At 61.0% G+C, this 16,613-nt stretch carries 14 protein-coding genes; 9 read left to right on the forward strand and 5 right to left on the reverse strand.

What is annotated here, in order from left to right:
* Positions 1-10: 10 nt before the first annotated feature.
* Positions 11-877: an AraC family transcriptional regulator gene (locus tag P0D89_RS02175; RefSeq protein WP_408362217.1), complete on the forward strand. Its 867-nt coding sequence runs from the start codon at positions 11-13 to the stop codon at positions 875-877.
* 740 nt (positions 878-1,617) lie between these two features.
* Here P0D89_RS02175 and gyrB read toward each other — a convergent pair.
* From gyrB to dnaA, 3 genes are all read right to left on the reverse strand, one after another.
* Positions 1,618-4,089 (reverse strand): DNA topoisomerase (ATP-hydrolyzing) subunit B, encoded by a 2,472-nt coding sequence (gyrB, locus tag P0D89_RS02180; RefSeq protein WP_408362216.1) that lies wholly within the window; start codon positions 4,087-4,089, stop codon positions 1,618-1,620.
* A gap of 113 nt (positions 4,090-4,202) precedes the next feature.
* A complete protein-coding gene (gene dnaN, locus P0D89_RS02185; RefSeq protein WP_408362215.1) occupies positions 4,203-5,306 on the reverse strand; it encodes a DNA polymerase III subunit beta in 1,104 nt (367 codons plus the stop codon).
* A 220-nt stretch (positions 5,307-5,526) separates the two neighbouring features.
* Positions 5,527-7,104: a chromosomal replication initiator protein DnaA gene (gene dnaA, locus P0D89_RS02190; protein ID WP_408362214.1), complete on the reverse strand. Its 1,578-nt coding sequence runs from the start codon at positions 7,102-7,104 to the stop codon at positions 5,527-5,529.
* A gap of 383 nt (positions 7,105-7,487) precedes the next feature.
* Between dnaA and rpmH the strand changes: the two genes are divergently transcribed.
* The 4 genes from rpmH to yidC all read left to right on the forward strand — a co-directional run bounded on the left by rpmH (position 7,488) and on the right by yidC (position 10,156).
* Positions 7,488-7,622, forward strand: coding sequence for a 50S ribosomal protein L34 (gene rpmH, locus P0D89_RS02195; RefSeq protein WP_004198824.1), 135 nt, complete (start codon positions 7,488-7,490; stop codon positions 7,620-7,622).
* Positions 7,623-7,641: 19 nt separating this feature from the next.
* Positions 7,642-8,121, forward strand: a complete 480-nt coding sequence (locus P0D89_RS02200) for a ribonuclease P protein component (RefSeq protein WP_408362213.1) — start codon at positions 7,642-7,644, stop codon at positions 8,119-8,121.
* A 115-nt stretch (positions 8,122-8,236) separates the two neighbouring features.
* Entirely contained in the window at positions 8,237-8,467 is a 231-nt protein-coding gene (gene yidD / locus P0D89_RS02205; RefSeq protein WP_006050604.1) for a membrane protein insertion efficiency factor YidD, read from the forward strand.
* A 30-nt stretch (positions 8,468-8,497) separates the two neighbouring features.
* Positions 8,498-10,156: a membrane protein insertase YidC gene (gene yidC / locus P0D89_RS02210; protein WP_408362212.1), complete on the forward strand. Its 1,659-nt coding sequence runs from the start codon at positions 8,498-8,500 to the stop codon at positions 10,154-10,156.
* A gap of 145 nt (positions 10,157-10,301) precedes the next feature.
* Here yidC and P0D89_RS02215 read toward each other — a convergent pair whose 3' ends face one another.
* Positions 10,302-10,706 (reverse strand): XRE family transcriptional regulator, encoded by a 405-nt coding sequence (locus tag P0D89_RS02215; protein WP_408362211.1) that lies wholly within the window; start codon positions 10,704-10,706, stop codon positions 10,302-10,304.
* 367 nt (positions 10,707-11,073) lie between these two features.
* On the opposite strand from P0D89_RS02215, the gene mnmE reads away from it, so the two are divergent.
* From mnmE to P0D89_RS02230, 3 genes are all read left to right on the forward strand, one after another.
* Positions 11,074-12,468 (forward strand): tRNA uridine-5-carboxymethylaminomethyl(34) synthesis GTPase MnmE, encoded by a 1,395-nt coding sequence (gene mnmE, locus P0D89_RS02220; protein ID WP_408362210.1) that lies wholly within the window; start codon positions 11,074-11,076, stop codon positions 12,466-12,468.
* A gap of 174 nt (positions 12,469-12,642) precedes the next feature.
* Positions 12,643-13,848: a tyrosine-type recombinase/integrase gene (locus P0D89_RS02225; protein ID WP_408362209.1), complete on the forward strand. Its 1,206-nt coding sequence runs from the start codon at positions 12,643-12,645 to the stop codon at positions 13,846-13,848.
* A 247-nt stretch (positions 13,849-14,095) separates the two neighbouring features.
* Positions 14,096-14,257, forward strand: a complete 162-nt coding sequence (locus tag P0D89_RS02230) for a hypothetical protein (RefSeq protein WP_408362208.1) — start codon at positions 14,096-14,098, stop codon at positions 14,255-14,257.
* 83 nt (positions 14,258-14,340) lie between these two features.
* Here P0D89_RS02230 and P0D89_RS02235 read toward each other — a convergent pair whose 3' ends face one another.
* The gene (locus P0D89_RS02235) at positions 14,341-14,670 is read right to left on the reverse strand and encodes an ecotin precursor (RefSeq protein ID WP_408362207.1); all 330 of its coding nucleotides are present in this window, start codon (positions 14,668-14,670) and stop codon (positions 14,341-14,343) included.
* Positions 14,671-14,962: 292 nt separating this feature from the next.
* Here P0D89_RS02235 and P0D89_RS02240 point away from each other — a divergent pair, with 292 nt between their 5' ends.
* Positions 14,963-16,588: a methyl-accepting chemotaxis protein gene (locus P0D89_RS02240; protein ID WP_408362206.1), complete on the forward strand. Its 1,626-nt coding sequence runs from the start codon at positions 14,963-14,965 to the stop codon at positions 16,586-16,588.
* Positions 16,589-16,613: the final 25 nt, after the last annotated feature.

A 16,613-nucleotide genomic window follows, 5' to 3' on the forward strand; every position in this document is an offset into this window, starting at 1 on the left:
TCACTTAGTCATGAACGATTCAGGCAATCGGGCTCGATATGAAACGCGGCTCGCACGCGTGCTCGACCATATCTACGATCATCTGGACGAACCGCTCGATATCGGCCGGCTGACGGATATCGCGTGTTTGTCGCCATATCACTGGCATCGGATTTATCAGGCGATGTACGGCGAGACGGTCGCGACGACGGTGCGCTGCTTGCGCTTGCATCGCGCAGCGGGTTATCTCGCGAACAGTTCGATGCCGATCGCGGAGATCGCCGAACGTTCGGGGTATAGCAGTTTGCAGTCTTTCTCGCGCACGTTTCGTGCGGCCTTTGGCATGCCGCCCGCGCAATACCGGAAGCAAGGCACTCATAGCCGGTTCCGCCCGGCGCTCTCAGGAGACGATCAAATGACCATGCGTGAAGTCGTGATTCGGAACGTGGAGCCGATGGAAATTCTGTCGGTGGATCACGTGGGCCCGTATATGCAGATCGGCAAGGCGTTCGATGCGCTGTTCGGCTGGTTGGCGAAACATAATCTGCTGGCGGCGCAGATGCGGATGATCGCGGTTTACTTCGACGATCCCGGAGTTGTGGAAGAGAACGCGCTGCGCTCGACGGCGGGCGTGTTGTTGCCGCACCCGATACAGGCTTCGGTGACGGTGAGCGCGCCGGTCTCTGTGACTCATGTGAAAGGCGATGAGTACGCGGTGTTGCGGCACAAGGGCCCGTATAGCGATCTGCGTGCGGCTTATGAATGGTTGTATGGGACGTGGCTGGTGCAGTCGGGTCGCGAGGCAGCGGATGCGCCAGTGTTCGAGGAGTATCTGAATAGCCCGAAAGAGACTGCGCCGGCGGAGTTGCTTACCGAGATCTGTTTACCGTTGGTTTGATGTGTTGCTGGGTTTGTGTGTGCGGTTGTGCACGTATACGCAGCGCGCTTTATGGATGCCTCTCTGGTTTTTATAGTCTTTGTATATGTATACGTAGTAATAGTTAACAAGCATCGCTCCTGGCTGTGGATAACTTGGAACTTCGTTTACGGATCAAGGGGCTGCAGAATCGATAACCCTTGGGAGCAAGCGCGAACAGAAACGCGGAGCCAGGGACAACTTTTGTGCGACCTAGTTAACCTGCGGTTTTATCAAGGTTTCGCCCACAAGGTGCCAGGGGGCTTTTACAAAAGTTGTCCAGAGGGGGCTGTGGATAAGTTTTTGGGTGTGGCGGATCGTGCGGCGAGTTTTTCGCGACCAACGAAGTGCTTTCCTTTATGGATGCAGGAACGTTTTTTTCGCCCCTCGCGACTATTGCGGATCTCGATGATCGTAGTGTGGTTGACGACAAAATTCGATTCGTACTGCGAAGGTGTCGGCAGGTTTTTTGTCCCGCTCGCGTATCGCCATCACGTGGGATAGCTGGTCAGGTTTGTCAGGAAGTACGCTTCAGAAAACAAAAAGGGTTACGAGCAAAAAGCTCGTAACCCTTTCGAATTTATCGGTGGGATGTAGATGACTCGAACATTCACCGCGCCGCGCCTAACAGGCCACAAATCAAAATGCAGAGGCTGCTCTCCCATAAGGTATGGCCAGTCGCGATTACTCTGGCGCCCTACGGGAAAACAACAACAACAACCTCAAACGTCAATATTCCCCGCCCGCAACGCATTCGACTCGATGAAAGCCCTACGCGGCTCCACATCATCGCCCATCAGCGTAGTAAAGATGCCGTCGGCAGCAATAGCATCCTCAATCTGCACGCGAAGCAAACGCCGCACAGCCGGATCCATCGTCGTCTCCCAAAGCTGTTCAGGGTTCATCTCGCCGAGGCCCTTATAGCGCTGCTTGGAGACATTGCGTTCAGCATCAGCCAAAAGCCACTTCATAGCGCTCTTGAAGTCGCTGACGGCCATACTCCGCTCCCCACGCTTGATCACGGCCCCAGCGCCAATCAACCCCTTGAACGTATTCGCGGTATTGACCAGCTGCTGATAATCCGCGGTCAACTGAAACTCTTCATCGAACACGGAGACCTTCTGATTGCCATGATGCGTCCGCGCGACGCGCAGCGAGCGCAGCTCACGCACCGGGTCATACATCGTCGTGACCGTCACTTCAGGTTTTAGCGCATCATCGCGCAGCTTCGCTTCGAGGGCCTTAGCCGACGTCTCCGCCTCCGCTTCGCTAGAGAAGTCGATAGCAACCCCATCCATCACAGCCTCGAGCGCACCGGCGTCATACAACCGGCTCAGACGATTGACCACAGCTTGCGCAAGCAAATAAGCGCGAGCCAATTCGCCCAGCGCATCGCCGGTAATCGGCGTTGCATTCTCGGCCGGCACAAGCTCCGACCCTTGCAGCGCAAGCTTCAGAATATGAGCATTGACCTCGGACTCGTCCTTCAGATACCGCTCGTCCTTGCCGGCCTTGATCTTGTACAGCGGCGGTTGCGCGATATAGATATACCCACGTTCGATCATCTCCGGCATCTGCCGATAGAAGAACGTCAACAACAGCGTCCGGATGTGCGCCCCGTCAACGTCAGCGTCGGTCATGATGATGATCCGGTGATAACGCAGCTTGTCGAGGTTGTAGTCTTCCTTGCCGATCCCGCATCCGAGAGCAGTAATCAGCGTCACGATCTGCTCCGAAGAAAGCAGCTTGTCATAGCGCGCTTTCTCGACGTTGAGCACCTTGCCGCGCAGCGGCAAGATCGCCTGAAACTTCCGGTCACGCCCCTGCTTCGCCGAGCCACCTGCCGAGTCGCCCTCGACGATGTAGATCTCCGACTTGGCCGGATCCTTCTCCTGGCAGTCCGCGAGCTTCCCCGGCAAACCAACGCCGTCGAGCACGCCCTTGCGACGCGTCATCTCACGCGCCTTGCGAGCCGCATCACGCGCGCGCGCCGCATCGACGATCTTGCCGCAAATGATCTTCGCGTCGTTCGGCGTTTCCAGCAGGAATTCCTCGAGCGCCTTCGCGACCACATCTTCCACCGGCGCGCGCACTTCCGACGACACGAGCTTGTCCTTGGTCTGCGCGCTGAACTTCGGCTCCGGCACCTTCACCGACAACACGCACGACAACCCCTCTCGCATGTCGTCGCCGGAGGTCTCGACCTTCGCTTTCTTCGCGACCTCGTGATCGGCGATGTACTTGTTCAACACGCGCGTCATCGCCGCGCGCAAGCCGGTCAGGTGCGTGCCACCGTCGCGCTGCGGAATGTTGTTCGTGAAGCACAGCACGTTTTCGTTATAGCTGTCGTTCCACTGCATCGCCACTTCCACGCCCACGCCGTCTTTCTCGCCGTTCACGTGGAAAATGGTCGGGTGCAGCACGCTCTTGGTCTTGTTGATGTACTCGACAAAACCCTTCACGCCGCCGACGAACGCGAAATCGTCTTCCTTGCCCGAGCGTTGATCGTTCAGGCGAATCCGCACGCCGTTATTCAGAAACGACAGTTCGCGAATCCGCTTGGCCAGAATGTCGTAGTGATATTCGACGTTGCCGAAGATCGTTTCGTCAGCCATGAAGTGCACTTCGGTGCCGCGGTTCTCGGTGTCGCCGGTCACGGGCATCGGCGATACCGCCACGCCGCCGATCTCTTCGATCACGCGGTTCTGCGGCACGCCACGGTGGAATTCCATGAAGTGCTTCTTGCCGTCGCGGCGCACCGTGAGGCGCAGCCACGCCGACAGCGCGTTCACACATGACACGCCCACGCCGTGCAGACCGCCGGACACCTTGTAGCTGTTCTGGTCGAACTTGCCGCCGGCGTGCAGCTCGGTCATCACGATTTCAGCGGCGCTGCGCTTCGGATCGTGCTTGTCGTCCATCTTCAGACCGGTCGGCACGCCGCGGCCGTTGTCGGTGATGGAAATGGAGTTGTCTGCGTGAATGATCACCTGGATGTCGTTGCAGTGCCCGGCCAGTGCCTCGTCGATCGAGTTGTCGAGCACCTCGAACACGAGGTGGTGCAAACCGGTGCCATCCGATGTATCCCCGATGTACATCCCCGGCCGCTTGCGCACAGCCTCCAGACCTTCGAGGATCTGAATGGACGAGGCGCCGTAGCTGTTGTCGGGTTGCGTATTGTTCGTTTCAGTCATGGATTTTTTCCGGTTCTGCGTTACTGCAAGGTTGCTGCTCTGGACTTTTCAAAACGCCATAAAAACGCCAAAGGGGCGCTGCGCCCCTTGGTGTGTTCTAGGTGTTGGACGCGTCAGATGCGCATCGGCATCACCACGTATTTGAATTCGTCGTTCTCGGGAATCGTGATCAACGCGCTGGAGCTGGCGTCGCCCAGGCTCACTTGCAACATGTCGACCTTCAGGTTCGCGAGCACGTCGAGCAGATACGTGACGTTGAATCCGATGTCGACGCTGTCGCCGTCGTACGCGATTTCCAGTTCTTCCTGCGCCTCTTCCTGATCGGCGTTGGTGGACATGATCTTCAACTGGCCCGGCTCGATGATGCAGCGCACGCCCTTGAATTTGTCCGAAGTCAGGATCGCCGCGCGTTGCAGCGAACGCTGCAGTTCTTCGCGGCCAATCAGGAACTGATTCTTGTGCGACTTCGGAATCACGCGCTGGAAGTCGGGGAATTTGCCTTCCACCAGCTTGGACACCAGCTCGACCTGGCCGAACGTGAACTTCACCTGCGTTTGCGCGATGTCGATCTTCAGCGTGTCGTCGATGTCTTCCAGCAGACGCTGCAATTCCAGAATCGTCTTGCGCGGAATGATCACTTCCTGACGCGCGAACGAGCCTTCAATCTTCATCGACGAAAACGCCAGACGGTGGCCGTCGGTTGCGACCGCCATCAACTGATCGCCGTCCACCACCAGCAGCATGCCGTTCAGGTAGTAGCGGATATCCTGCTGGGCCATCGAAAAATGGACCATGCCGAGCAACTGGCGGAACGTCTTCTGCGGAACCACCAGGCTCGCGCCGTAGTCTTTAGCTTGCGCGACCGTCGGGAATTCGTCAGCGGCGAGCGTTTGCAGCGCAAAGCGGCTCTTGCCGGATTGCACGGTCAAACGCTTGTCGTTCAGCGTGAGCGTGACCTGGCCGTCGGGCATCGCGCGCAGAATGTCGAGGAGCTTGCGTGCTGCCACGGTCGTCGCCACCGAATCGCTGCCCACGCCGAAATCGGCACGCGTGGTGATCTGCAACTCAAGGTCTGTCGACAGGAACGACACGTCCGGGCCGTTCTTGGTAATCAGCAAATTGGCGAGGATCGGCAACGTATGGCGGCGTTCGACGATGCCGCTCACAGTTTGCAGCGGCCTGAGGAGGTTATCGCGTTCGGTCTTGACCAGTTGCATAGAGTTCCTTCGTTGATATAACGGCCTGCACGCCTTGCCAGGCAAGCATTCCAGCGCGCAGCCGTGGCTCCCCGCCGGCGCCACGCAGCGCCCGTCACGGCGTGAAATCCGCCCGCGGCCGCCGGGCGGTTAAACCTGTATTGTGCCTGAAAACGGAACCGCCTCACTAAAATGGGGGCGAGTTTGAAAATAAACAGGTCGATTTTTCCGTCCGGGCCGCTCAGCCCTTCAGCGTCTGCTCCAGCACGTGCAATTCGTGGTTCAGTTGCGCGTCCTTACTGCGCTCGTCGGCAATTTTGCGCACTGCATGTAGCACGGTGGTGTGGTCGCGCCCGCCGAACAGCTCGCCGATTTCCGGCAGGCTCTTCTGCGTCAGCTCCTTCGCTAGGTACATCGCGATCTGCCGCGGCCGCGCAATGTTCGCCGGACGCTTCTTCGAATACATGTCCGCGACCTTGATGCTGTAAAAATCCGCCACGGTCTTCTGGATGTTTTCTACCGAAATCTGCCGATTCTGCACTGTCAGCAGGTCTTTCAGCGCTTCCTTGGTCAGTTCGATCGTGATTTCGCGGCCGTGGAACTTCGAATACGCGAGGATCTTGCGCAGCGCGCCTTCCAGCTCGCGCACGTTCGAGCGCAGATGCTTGGCGACGAAGAACGCGACGTCCTCGTTCAGGCTGACGAATTCCGATTGCGCCTTGCGCATTAGAATCGCGACGCGCATTTCCAGCTCGGGCGGCTCGATCGCGACGGTCAGGCCGGAATCGAAGCGCGAGATCAGGCGGTCGTCGATACCCGAGATTTCCTTCGGATACGTGTCGCTGGTGATGATCACCTGCGCCTTGTTCGCGACCAGCGCTTCGAACGCGTAGAAGAATTCCTCCTGCGTGCGCGACTTGCCCGAAAAGAACTGAATATCGTCGATCAGCAGTAGGTCGAGCGAGTGGTAATAGCGCTTGAAGTCGTCGAACGCCTTGCGCTGGTACGCCTTCACCACATCGGACACATATTGTTCCGCGTGAATGTAGCGAATCCGCGCGCCGGCCTTGTCCATCAGAAGCTGGTTGCCGATTGCGTGGATCAGATGGGTCTTGCCCAGACCCACGCCGCCATACAGGAACAGCGGGTTGTACGAGATGCCCGGGTTGTCCGCGACCTGAATTGCCGCGGCGCGCGCCAGCTGGTTGGCCTTACCGGTCACGAAGTTGTCGAAGGTCAGAACCGGGTTCAGCTTCGAACGCTCGTACATCGAGTCATTTTCGCCGCTGCTGCTCGAGCCCGCGCTCTGGCCCGGGCGCCACGTGCGGCGTGCGGCCGCGGCTTCGTTCGCGTCGAGGCTCGGCAGATCGAGGTCGGCGGCATCTTCGGCCGCCGCGCGGGCGCTCGCGTTTTGCGCGGCCATCGCATGGTTGGCGCGGGCCATCTGCGCCGCTTGCACGGCGCCCACGGCCGAGTCAATCGCGCCGCCGCCGCCGGCATTGCCACCCATTGGCGCGGCCGAAGCCGGACGCGCTGGCGCCGGCGACGTCGCCACCGGGGCGCGCATGCCTGCCTTCGGGTCCAGTACGAATTGCACATCGACCGGCGCGTGCCAGAAATCGCGGGCCATATCCGCGATGCGGCCGGAGAACTGGCTCTTGACCCAGTCGAGCTTGAAGCGGTTCGGCGCAGCGATGCTAAGTGTGTTCGCAGCGGCGTCGAAGGCGACCGGGGCCAACGGTTTGATCCACGTCACGTACTGCTGGGGCGTGAGCTCACGCTCCAGCAAGGCGGAACAGTGTTGCCAGAAATCGTTCATCGAGTTGCTGTCGTTATGGTGTGCACGGCGGTCGCCGCTGCCCCTGTCGCGCGCACGCAACAAGGCCCTGAGCAGCCAGGCGTAACGGCCCCAGACGCTTGTGCCACAAGGGTTTGCGGCAAAAGCGAGCCGGAGCGGCGTGCAGCATTTTTGGGAAGTAAGGCGAGATTCTAACGCCAAAACGGACCGGCAAGGGAGTTATCCACAGGGACGGATCAGCTGGCGAACGAGGCCCGGCTCGCGGCCGAACCAGGCTAAACTATTGACGGCCAACGGAAAAGCGGTTTAAATAGCGGGTTCCGCGAAAACCAATTCAGTAAACCTCCGGCCATTGCGCTTTCAGCGATGATCGCGCGGTTTTTTTTCGATCAAGTGAGAGCAACATGAAACGTACTTACCAACCGTCCGTCACCCGTCGCAAGCGCACCCACGGCTTTCGCGTTCGCATGAAGACCGCAGGTGGCCGCAAGGTCATCAACGCACGCCGCGCGAAGGGCCGCAAGCGCCTCGCCATCTAAGGCGAGCGGATTGCGCGCTGTGACCGAAGCCCGCGGCGAAGCGGGAGCGGCAGGGGCGCAGCAACAGGGCTCGGTTCCGTTGCGAGCGCAAGCCGCCTTCCCCAAAGCCGCGAGGCTGCTGAAAACGGATGAATTTTCATCCGTTTTTCGTTTGCGCCCGTGGCGACGCACCGCGCACTTCGTGGTGTACGGCCGGCCCACCGGCAACGAAGCTCGCTTGGGCCTCGTGATCGGCAAGAAGTATGCGCCGCGCGCGGCCACGCGTAATCTGGTGCGTCGAATCGCGCGTGAAGCTTTCCGGCTGCGTCGCGCGGAATTCGGCGGTTGGGATGTGCTGCTGCGCTTGCACACGCGTTTCGACAAGAAGGTTTTGCCGAGCGCTTCGTCACCGCCGTTGAAAGCGTTGTGCCGCAGCGAAATCGAGGCGCTGCTCGACAAGGCAGCGCGCGAAATTGTCCGTCGCGAGGCGCCGCCCGCGGAAGCGCCCAAGACGGAATGACGCTCAAGTGATCGCCCGTATGCGAGCTTCAGCAGTTCAGGCAGCTTTGGCAGCCGTGCTGCGCGGGCATCACCCGGTACTCCACGTTGCGCGGCGCCGTCCGGCCGCATCTGCCATGCAAACGGTACTCATCGCTTTATTGCGTTTTTACAAGCTTGCCGTGAGCCCAATGCTCGGCAACCGGTGCCGTTTTTACCCTTCCTGTTCTGATTACGCGCGCGAAGCAATCCAGTATCATGGCGCCGCGCGCGGGACTTATCTCGCCGCCAGGCGTATTTGCCGCTGTCACCCGTTTTCCGCGGGCGGCATCGATCTCGTCCCGCCTCCCACTTCTGAAAAGCGCTGACGCGCCGTTCCATCGACACTGAGACAACGCATGGATATCAAACGCACCGTCCTATGGGTCATCTTTTTCATGTCAGCTGTCATGCTGTTCGACAACTGGCAACGCGACCACGGACGCCCGTCGATGTTCTTCCCGAGCGCCACGCCGACCAAGACCGTCGGTAGCGCCGCACCGGGAACCACGACGCCGGGAACCCAGCCGGCCGATCTGCCGGCCACCAACGCAGCCGCGCCCGGCAACGCGCCGGCGGCGACACAATCGCAACTCGTGAAGTTCTCCACCGACGTCTACAGCGGTGAGATCGATACCCGCGGCGGCACGTTGTCGCGGCTGTCGCTCGTCAAGCAGGGCGACGGCAAGACGCCGGATCTGGTGATCACGCTGTTCGACCGCACGAACAATCACACCTATCTGGCCCGCACGGGTCTGCTCGGCGGCGATTTCCCGAACCACAACGACATTTTCACGCTGATGCCGAATCAGCAGACCGAACTGAAGGGCGACGAAAAATCGTTCAGCCTGAGCTTCGAGTCGCCGGAAAAGGGTGGCGTGAAGGTCATCAAGACCTACACGTTCACGCGCGGCAGCTACGTGATCGGCGTCGACACGAAGATCCAGAACGTCGGCACGACGCCGGTGTCGCCGTCGGTCTACATGGAACTGGTGCGTGACGACCAGCCGGTGGAAACGCCGCGCTTCTCGCACACGTTCATCGGACCGGCTGTCTACACCGACCAGCATCACTTCCAGAAGATGACGTTCGGCGACATCGACAAGAACAAGCAGGATTACGCGACCTCGGCCGATAACGGCTGGATCGCGATGGTCCAGCATTACTTCGCGTCGGCCTGGATTCCGCAGCAGGGTGCGAAGCGCGACATCTACGTCGAGAAGATCGATCCGTCGCTGTACCGCGTGGGCGTCAAGCAACCGCTGCCGACCATCGCGCCGGGCCAGACGGTCAGCGTGTCGGCGCGCCTGTTCGCCGGTCCGGAAGAAGAGCGCATGCTCGAAGGCATCGCGCCGGGTCTGGAACTGGTGAAGGACTACGGCTGGGTTACGATCATCGCGAAGCCGCTGTTCTGGCTGCTCGAGAAGATCCATAGCTATGTCGGCAACTGGGGCTGGTCGATCGTGCTGCTCACGCTGCTGATCAAGGCCGTGTTCTTCCCGCTGTCGGCCGCGAGCTACAAGTCGATGGCGCGCATGAAGGCGATCACGCCGCGCATGCAGGCGTTGCGCGAACGCTTCAAGGGCGATCCGCAAAAGATGAACTCGGCGCTGATGGAGCTGTACAAGACCGAGAAGGTCAATCCGTTCGGCGGCTGTCTGCCGGTCGTGATCCAGATTCCGGTGTTCATCTCGTTGTACTGGGTGCTGCTGTCGTCGGTGGAAATGCGCGGTGCGCCGTGGATTCTGTGGATTCAGGATCTGTCGCAACAGGACCCGTACTTCATCCTGCCGGTCCTGATGGCCGTCTCGATGTTCTTGCAGACCAAGCTGAACCCGACACCGCCGGACCCGGTTCAAGCGAAGATGATGATGTTCATGCCGATCGCGTTCTCGGTCATGTTCTTCTTCTTCCCGGCCGGTCTGGTGCTGTACTACGTCGTGAACAACGTGCTGTCGATCGCACAGCAGTACTACATCACGCGAATGATGGGCAAGTCGAAGGTGAAGCCGGCCTGAGACCCTGTTCGAGGCGGCGGGCGGCAGAGCCCGCCTCCCGTTTGATGCAAGCCGACGCTGGCTGACAGCGCAGCGACAAAAAAGCCGCCCGGCGCAAACCGGGCGGCTTTTTCTATGGGCGCTCGAATCTCAGCTAACGCCTCTATTACTCTTCAGCGCCCTCGCCGTAAAAGCGCTCGATCATTTCCTCGACGAGGTTGCGGTCTTTTGGCATCAGCGACGCGATCTTGGAAGCGAGTTCGATCGTCTCCGGCGTGGGCGGATATTTCTCGCCGCGCGCCAGCGGTCTGCTGCTCGAACCCGGCGGCGGTCCGTAATGAAGCCAATGCTCCTTGACGTTCAACCATTCGGCTAACGTGCGCAGCTTGTCCGGCTTCGGGATCGTCGTGCCGGTGAGCCATTTGTGCGCGGTTTGCGGTGTAACGGGACGCTCGCCGTGATAACGCAGATTGAATTGCTCGGCGAGCTTGGTCCCGCCGCGAATCTTGAGCGGCTCCAGCAGATCCTTCAGCCGTTTGGCGAAGGCGGCTTTTTCTTTGTCGGTTGGCATGGGCCAGATTGTGCAATTCAGCGTCCAACCAGTTGACAACCTGGCAAGCTTAGTCTTAGCGTATTTGAGATAGTTTTAGCTTGTTGCGCGCGTCGGGCAAAGCGTTTTCGGGAATTTGATTTTTTTCGCTTCTTCTTTATCTGGCCGGCTTCTTCGCGCGCTGGTTGTCTTATTTTGTCCTATTGATTCTGAGATATCGCGGTAGCAAACCTAGCTTATTTGAGATAAATCCGATTTGCCCGACAAAGCGCAGACAAACTCGAGTTCCGGTGCTCCGAGCGGTCGCGATATGCGCCCGCGTTACAATGCCTCGCGCTGCGACGACCGGCGCTGTCCCGCCCTTCTCTCCGCTTTTTGCGACATTCCCATGCTGACCACCGACTCCGATCCCATCGTCGCCATTGCTACCGCGCCCGGCCGGGGAGGCATCGGTGTCGTGCGGATTTCGTTCGGGCGCGCGGGCGCGGCAGCGGCCCAGCCGCTCATGCGGACGCTCACCGGCCAGACACTCGCGGCGCGCCACGCCAGCTACGTCCCGTTCCTCGACGGCAGCGGCGCTGCGCTCGACCGCGGCATCGCGCTGTACTTTCCGGCGCCGCATTCGTACACCGGCGAACACGTTCTCGAACTGCAAGGCCACGGCGGTCCGGTCGTGCTGCAACTCGTGCTGCAGCGCTGCATCGACGCCGGCCGTGCGTTCGGTCTGCGGCTGGCCGAGCCGGGTGAGTTCACCCGCCGCGCCTTCCTGAACGACAAGCTGGATCTGGCGCAGGCCGAGGCCGTCGCCGATCTGATCGAGGCCAGCACCGAGGCTGCCGCGCGCTCGGCGGGTCGCTCGCTCGACGGCGCGTTCTCACGCGACATCCATGCGCTGGTCGAAGAGGTGATCACGCTGCGGATGCTGGTCGAGGCGACGCTCGACTTCCCGGAGGAAGAGATCGACTTCCTCGAAGCCGCCGATGCGCGCGGCAAACTCGCGCGCATCCGCGAGCGCCTCGCGCACGTGTTGAGCGAAGCGCGACAAGGCGCGTTGCTGCGCGAAGGTTTGTCGGTGGTGCTGGCGGGCCAGCCGAACGTCGGCAAATCGTCGCTGCTGAATGCGCTGGCCGGCGCGGAGCTGGCCATCGTCACGCCGATCGCGGGCACCACGCGTGACAAAGTCGCGCAGACCATCCAGATCGAAGGCATTCCGTTGCACGTGATCGACACCGCAGGCCTGCGCGATACCGAGGACGAGGTCGAGAAAATCGGCATTGAGCGCACGTGGAACGAGATCGAGCGCGCGGACGTGGTGTTGCATCTGCTCGATGCGCGCACCGGCATGACCGCGGAGGACGAGACGATCGCCGGGCGCTTTCCTGCCGGCGTGCCGGTGGTGCGCGTGCTGAACAAGACGGACCTGACAGGCCTCGCGCCCGCGACGCAAGCGTTCGATGTGGACCTCGATCTCAGCGAGGTGCGGTTGTCGGCGAAACAGGGCGACGGCGTGGCGCTGCTGCGCGACGAGTTGCTGCGGATCGCCGGGTGGCAGGCGGGCGCCGAAAGCGTCTACCTCGCGCGCGAGCGGCATCTGATTGCGTTGCGCGCCGCCGAGGAGCATCTGGCGACGGCCGCGGCGCACGCGGACCAGAACTCGCAGGCACTCGATCTGTTCGCCGAGGAACTGCGGCTCGCGCAGGATCAACTGAACTCGATCACTGGCGAATTCAGTTCGGATGATCTGCTCGGGGTGATTTTCAGCAGATTCTGTATCGGCAAGTAGCTGCGAATTCTGAATGCGGTGACGATGATTGCCAGATAAGGCTTTCAGCGCTTCCCATCCTCTGCGTCGCCGTGCCGTTCGTCAGCCACTGTGAACACAAAAAGGCTTAAATCTTTGGTACACAGCACGCGCAAGGTTTAAAATCGCCGCTGTCCGCGCACCAACGATCCGAGCATGCCCCGCTTAGCCGTCCCCCTCACCGAATCCCAAATCCGCGCGCTCGAGCCGCGCGCGACCCGCTATTGCGTCGCCGACGGCCACGGCCTCGTGATCGAAGTCATGACGACCGGCACGAAGGTCTGGCGCTTCCGCTATACGCTGAACGGCAAACGCCAGCCGCTCGCAACCATCGGCGACTACCGGATGATCTCGCTGCGCGTTGCACGGGCCAAGGCGCAGAAGTATGCGGAGATGGTCGCGCAGGGCATCTCACCGGTCGCCACCGCGCGGCGAGATCGTGGCGCCGAAAGCAAAGCGGACGTTCTGCGCGAAGCGGCCGAGCTTTATCTCGCCACGGCCATGGCGGGCAAGTCGGACGAATATCGCCGCACGACCCGCCGCGCGTTCGACAAGGACGTGTTGCCGGCAATCGGCGGCAAACCGATCAACGCCGTGACCCCCGAGGACATCGTCGCGATCTGCGAGCGGATCAAAAGCCGTGGTTCGCCGAAAATGGCGCTGCACACGCGCAACGTGGTCAAACGGCTCTATGTGTATCTGATCGCCCGGCAACTCACCCACCGCAATCCCGCCGAGGTCGTGCCGGCACGCTCCATCGCCACCTTCGACAGCCGCACCCGCGTGCTCTCCGGCGAAGAGATCGGCACCATGCTGCGCGCGATCGACGCGTCGAGTATTCGCCGACCGCTAAAGCTGGCGCTGCATCTGCTGGTGCTGACGATGGTGCGCAAGTCGGACCTGGTCGAATCGGCGTGGGCGGAATTCGATCTGGACCATGCGGTCTGGACGATCCCCGCCGCGCGTCTGAACGCCGATCGGGATCGCGTTGTTTATCTTTCGCATCAGGCGGTATCGATGCTGCGCGAGCTTCACCGCGCCAAGGCGAGCCGGAACTTCGTATTCCCGAGTGTGAGGGGCGACGACCGGCCCATTGCGAAAAGCACGCTGAACCAGGCGGTCATGGCACTCGGGCTCGAGGTCGAGCATTTCGTGCTGCATGACTTTCGGCGCACGGCGTCGACGCATTTGCGCGAGGTCGCGCAGCGAGATGCAGCACTCGATAGCGCATCGGCGCTTGAGACGGAAAGCCCCTGCCAACAGAATGACGTGACGGAGCAGCGTCGAATCGTTCAGCGTTGGGCGGACTTCGTCGACAGGCAGATTGACGCCGGACGGCAAGCAGTGATCAGTTCGATCTGACTGACATTGGCGAGGTTTTGGCCGGCCTCGACAACTGGCCGCAGCGCCCGAAACCGTTGGTACACAAGTCAACCTAGCGCGGCCGCAAACTACGACTCAGAAAAGAAAAGCACATTCCACATCAGGTTTTAAAGGGCAAGGTTTTGCGCCCTACAAGCCTCCTCTTGCGCACACCTCATTCCGTCCTTCTTTCCCCGATTCCATCGCCTAAACTGAAGCAACGATGCATGTCGATAGGGAGGGTCCGATGTCTGAATCGTTGATCGCTTACTTGATGGGGCCTGCCGTAATGCTGGTGGTCGGCCTTGCCATCTGGGCGGCGTCCCATTATCACCATCACACGCAGCCGCCCAAATACGAGCGCTGGCTGGATACGCACTACGCGGAGTGGCTTCATCACAAACACTGAGCGGTGCATCAAATGACAAGGCCGTCGCATCGAGCGACGGCCTTTTTATCGCGGCGCGCTTTCATTGCGCACGCCCCGGGCGATTACCACCCCGGTTGCGGCTGAGGTTGCCCGTACCCATACTGGCCGGGGGGCGGCGCCCCGCACGCGACATACGCGCGCTGGTACTGGTCGTAGCAGTATCCCGGCGGCGGTCCAGCGTAAACCGGCGCGGGCTGATACGCCGGTTGTGCATAAACAGGCTGTTGATAAGCCACCACCGGCGCCGGATTCAACGCGGACGTCACCACCGCGCCCAACACCGCGCCGCCGATCAGCGCACCAACCACGTCGCCGCCATGATCGTGAGCGGACGCTTGCCCCGCCACGCACAGACTTCCCGCCATCACCAACGCCAATGCGATCTTTTTCATGTTTATCTCCCGCCGTTCAGGCATGGCACCGATTGTGAACGGCATGGGCCGAAATAGATGCTGCAAGTGGTAACGGAACATTACGATACAACTGCAAGTAGCGCGATCGCGCCGGCGCCATGAGCAGCCCGGCTCTGCAGGCTCAAACAATCTCCCGATCAATGTAGAATTCGCCGCATTACCGTCAGATAAATCTGGCGATTCGCAAAGCTTTCCTATCCTTCGATCCAGGCGGACCGATGTCGAACAGCCCCGGGGTCGAAACAACGCCAAAAAAGTAAGGGGCGTGTGCGTGAAACAATGGACCATCCGGCAACGGATTCTGTGCAGCTTCGGGATCGTGCTGATCGTGATGCTGGCAATGGCAATCGTCACGTTTGAGCAGCTCGGCGGCATCGACCGCGACGCAAGGAGCCAGCAGCAGGACTCGATGCCCGGCCTCTACTATGCGACCGCGATGCGAGCGGCCTGGTTCGAAAACTATTCGGTGACGCAGCGTCTGATCTACGTCGACGCGGACCCCGACTCTACCAAGCGCGACTCTGCGCGCCTGCAGGAAGTCCAGCAGACGCTGCAGAAGCTCCTCAATGACTACGGCGTGACGATTTTCCGCGACGTAGACCGGCAACTGTTCAACGATTTCCGCCAGCAGCACACGCAGTACCTGCCCGTGCAGGCGGCGCTGCTGAACACCCTGCCGGGTTCGAAGGAAAACGCCGCGCGTATCTTCGCCACGCAGCTCACGCCGATCTGGGAAACGGGCCGCCTCTCGGTGCGCAAGCTGGTCGAGGACAACAAAACCTACGCGGACGAAGCCGCCGAAAGCATCCGCAATTCGGTCGAGACGACCCGCATCGTGCTGCTGGTGATGATGCTGCTCGCCGCGTTTGTCGCCGTGCTGGCCGGCTACTGGCTGCTGCGCGCCGTCACCACGCCGATGGCCAAGGTGCTGCAGGTGGTCGACGTGATGCGCACCGGCGATCTGACGCAACGCCTGCAACTGAACCGCGCGGACGAAATCGGCGCGCTCGAAGCGGGCTTTAACCGCATGACTGACGAACTCACGGCGCTGGTCGGCCAGGCGCAGAAGTCGGCGATGCAGGTGACTACGTCGGTGACGGAAATCGCCGCGACCTCGCGCGAGCAGCAGGCCACCGCGAACGAAACCGCCGCCACCACCACCGAGATCGGCGCCACCTCGCGTGAAATCTTCGCGACCTCGCGCGATCTGCTGCGCACCATGAACGAAGTCTCGGAAGTGGCGGGCCAGTCGGCGGCGCTCGCGGGCACCGGTCACACCGGTCTTGCGCGCATGGAAGAAACGATGCGCCTCGTGATGGAAGCGGCCGGCTCGGTCAATGCAAAGCTGGCGATCCTCAACGAAAAGGCCAGCAACATCAACCAGGTCGTGGCTACCATCACCAAGGTGGCGGACCAGACCAACCTGCTCTCGCTGAACGCGGCGATCGAAGCGGAAAAAGCCGGCGAATACGGCCGGGGCTTCGCGGTCGTGGCGACCGAGATCCGCCGCCTCGCCGATCAGACCGCCGTCGCGACCTACGACATCGAGCAAATGGTCAGGGAGATCCAGTCGGCGGTGGCCGCGGGCGTGATGGGCATGGACAAGTTTTCCGAGGAAGTCCGGCGCGGCATGCTCGACGTGCAGAACGTCGGCGGCCATCTCACGCAGATCATCCAGCAGGTGCAGCAGCTTGCGCCGCGTTTCTCGATGGTCAACGAGGGCATGCAGACCCAGGCGACCGGCGCCGAGCAGATCACCCAGGCGTTGACGCAACTGTCGGAGGCTGCGCAGCAGACGGCGGAATCGCTGCGCCAGTCGACTCAGGCCATCGATGATCTGACACACGTCGCCAACAGCCTGCGCACCGGCGTGTCGCGCTTCAAGGTGGTGGCCTGACGCGCGCCGCAAGGCGAACCGTCAA

Source organism: Paraburkholderia sp. RL18-085-BIA-A (genome assembly GCF_046027075.1).
In the GTDB taxonomy this organism is placed as follows: Bacteria; Pseudomonadota; Gammaproteobacteria; order Burkholderiales; family Burkholderiaceae; genus Paraburkholderia.

Excerpts from the sequence above, each read along its gene's own strand:
- P0D89_RS02175 (WP_408362217.1), top strand. The coding sequence starts at position 11 with ATGAACGATTCAGGCAATCGGGCTCGATATGAAACGCGGCTCGCACGC.
- gyrB (WP_408362216.1), bottom strand. The coding sequence starts at position 4,089 with ATGACTGAAACGAACAATACGCAACCCGACAACAGCTACGGCGCCTCG.
- dnaN (WP_408362215.1), bottom strand. The coding sequence starts at position 5,306 with ATGCAACTGGTCAAGACCGAACGCGATAACCTCCTCAGGCCGCTGCAA.
- dnaA (WP_408362214.1), bottom strand. The coding sequence starts at position 7,104 with ATGAACGATTTCTGGCAACACTGTTCCGCCTTGCTGGAGCGTGAGCTC.
- rpmH (WP_004198824.1), top strand. The coding sequence starts at position 7,488 with ATGAAACGTACTTACCAACCGTCCGTCACCCGTCGCAAGCGCACCCAC.
- yidD (WP_006050604.1), top strand. The coding sequence starts at position 8,237 with ATGCAAACGGTACTCATCGCTTTATTGCGTTTTTACAAGCTTGCCGTG.
- yidC (WP_408362212.1), top strand. The coding sequence starts at position 8,498 with ATGGATATCAAACGCACCGTCCTATGGGTCATCTTTTTCATGTCAGCT.
- P0D89_RS02215 (WP_408362211.1), bottom strand. The coding sequence starts at position 10,706 with ATGCCAACCGACAAAGAAAAAGCCGCCTTCGCCAAACGGCTGAAGGAT.
- mnmE (WP_408362210.1), top strand. The coding sequence starts at position 11,074 with ATGCTGACCACCGACTCCGATCCCATCGTCGCCATTGCTACCGCGCCC.
- P0D89_RS02225 (WP_408362209.1), top strand. The coding sequence starts at position 12,643 with ATGCCCCGCTTAGCCGTCCCCCTCACCGAATCCCAAATCCGCGCGCTC.
- P0D89_RS02230 (WP_408362208.1), top strand. The coding sequence starts at position 14,096 with ATGTCTGAATCGTTGATCGCTTACTTGATGGGGCCTGCCGTAATGCTG.
- P0D89_RS02235 (WP_408362207.1), bottom strand. The coding sequence starts at position 14,670 with ATGAAAAAGATCGCATTGGCGTTGGTGATGGCGGGAAGTCTGTGCGTG.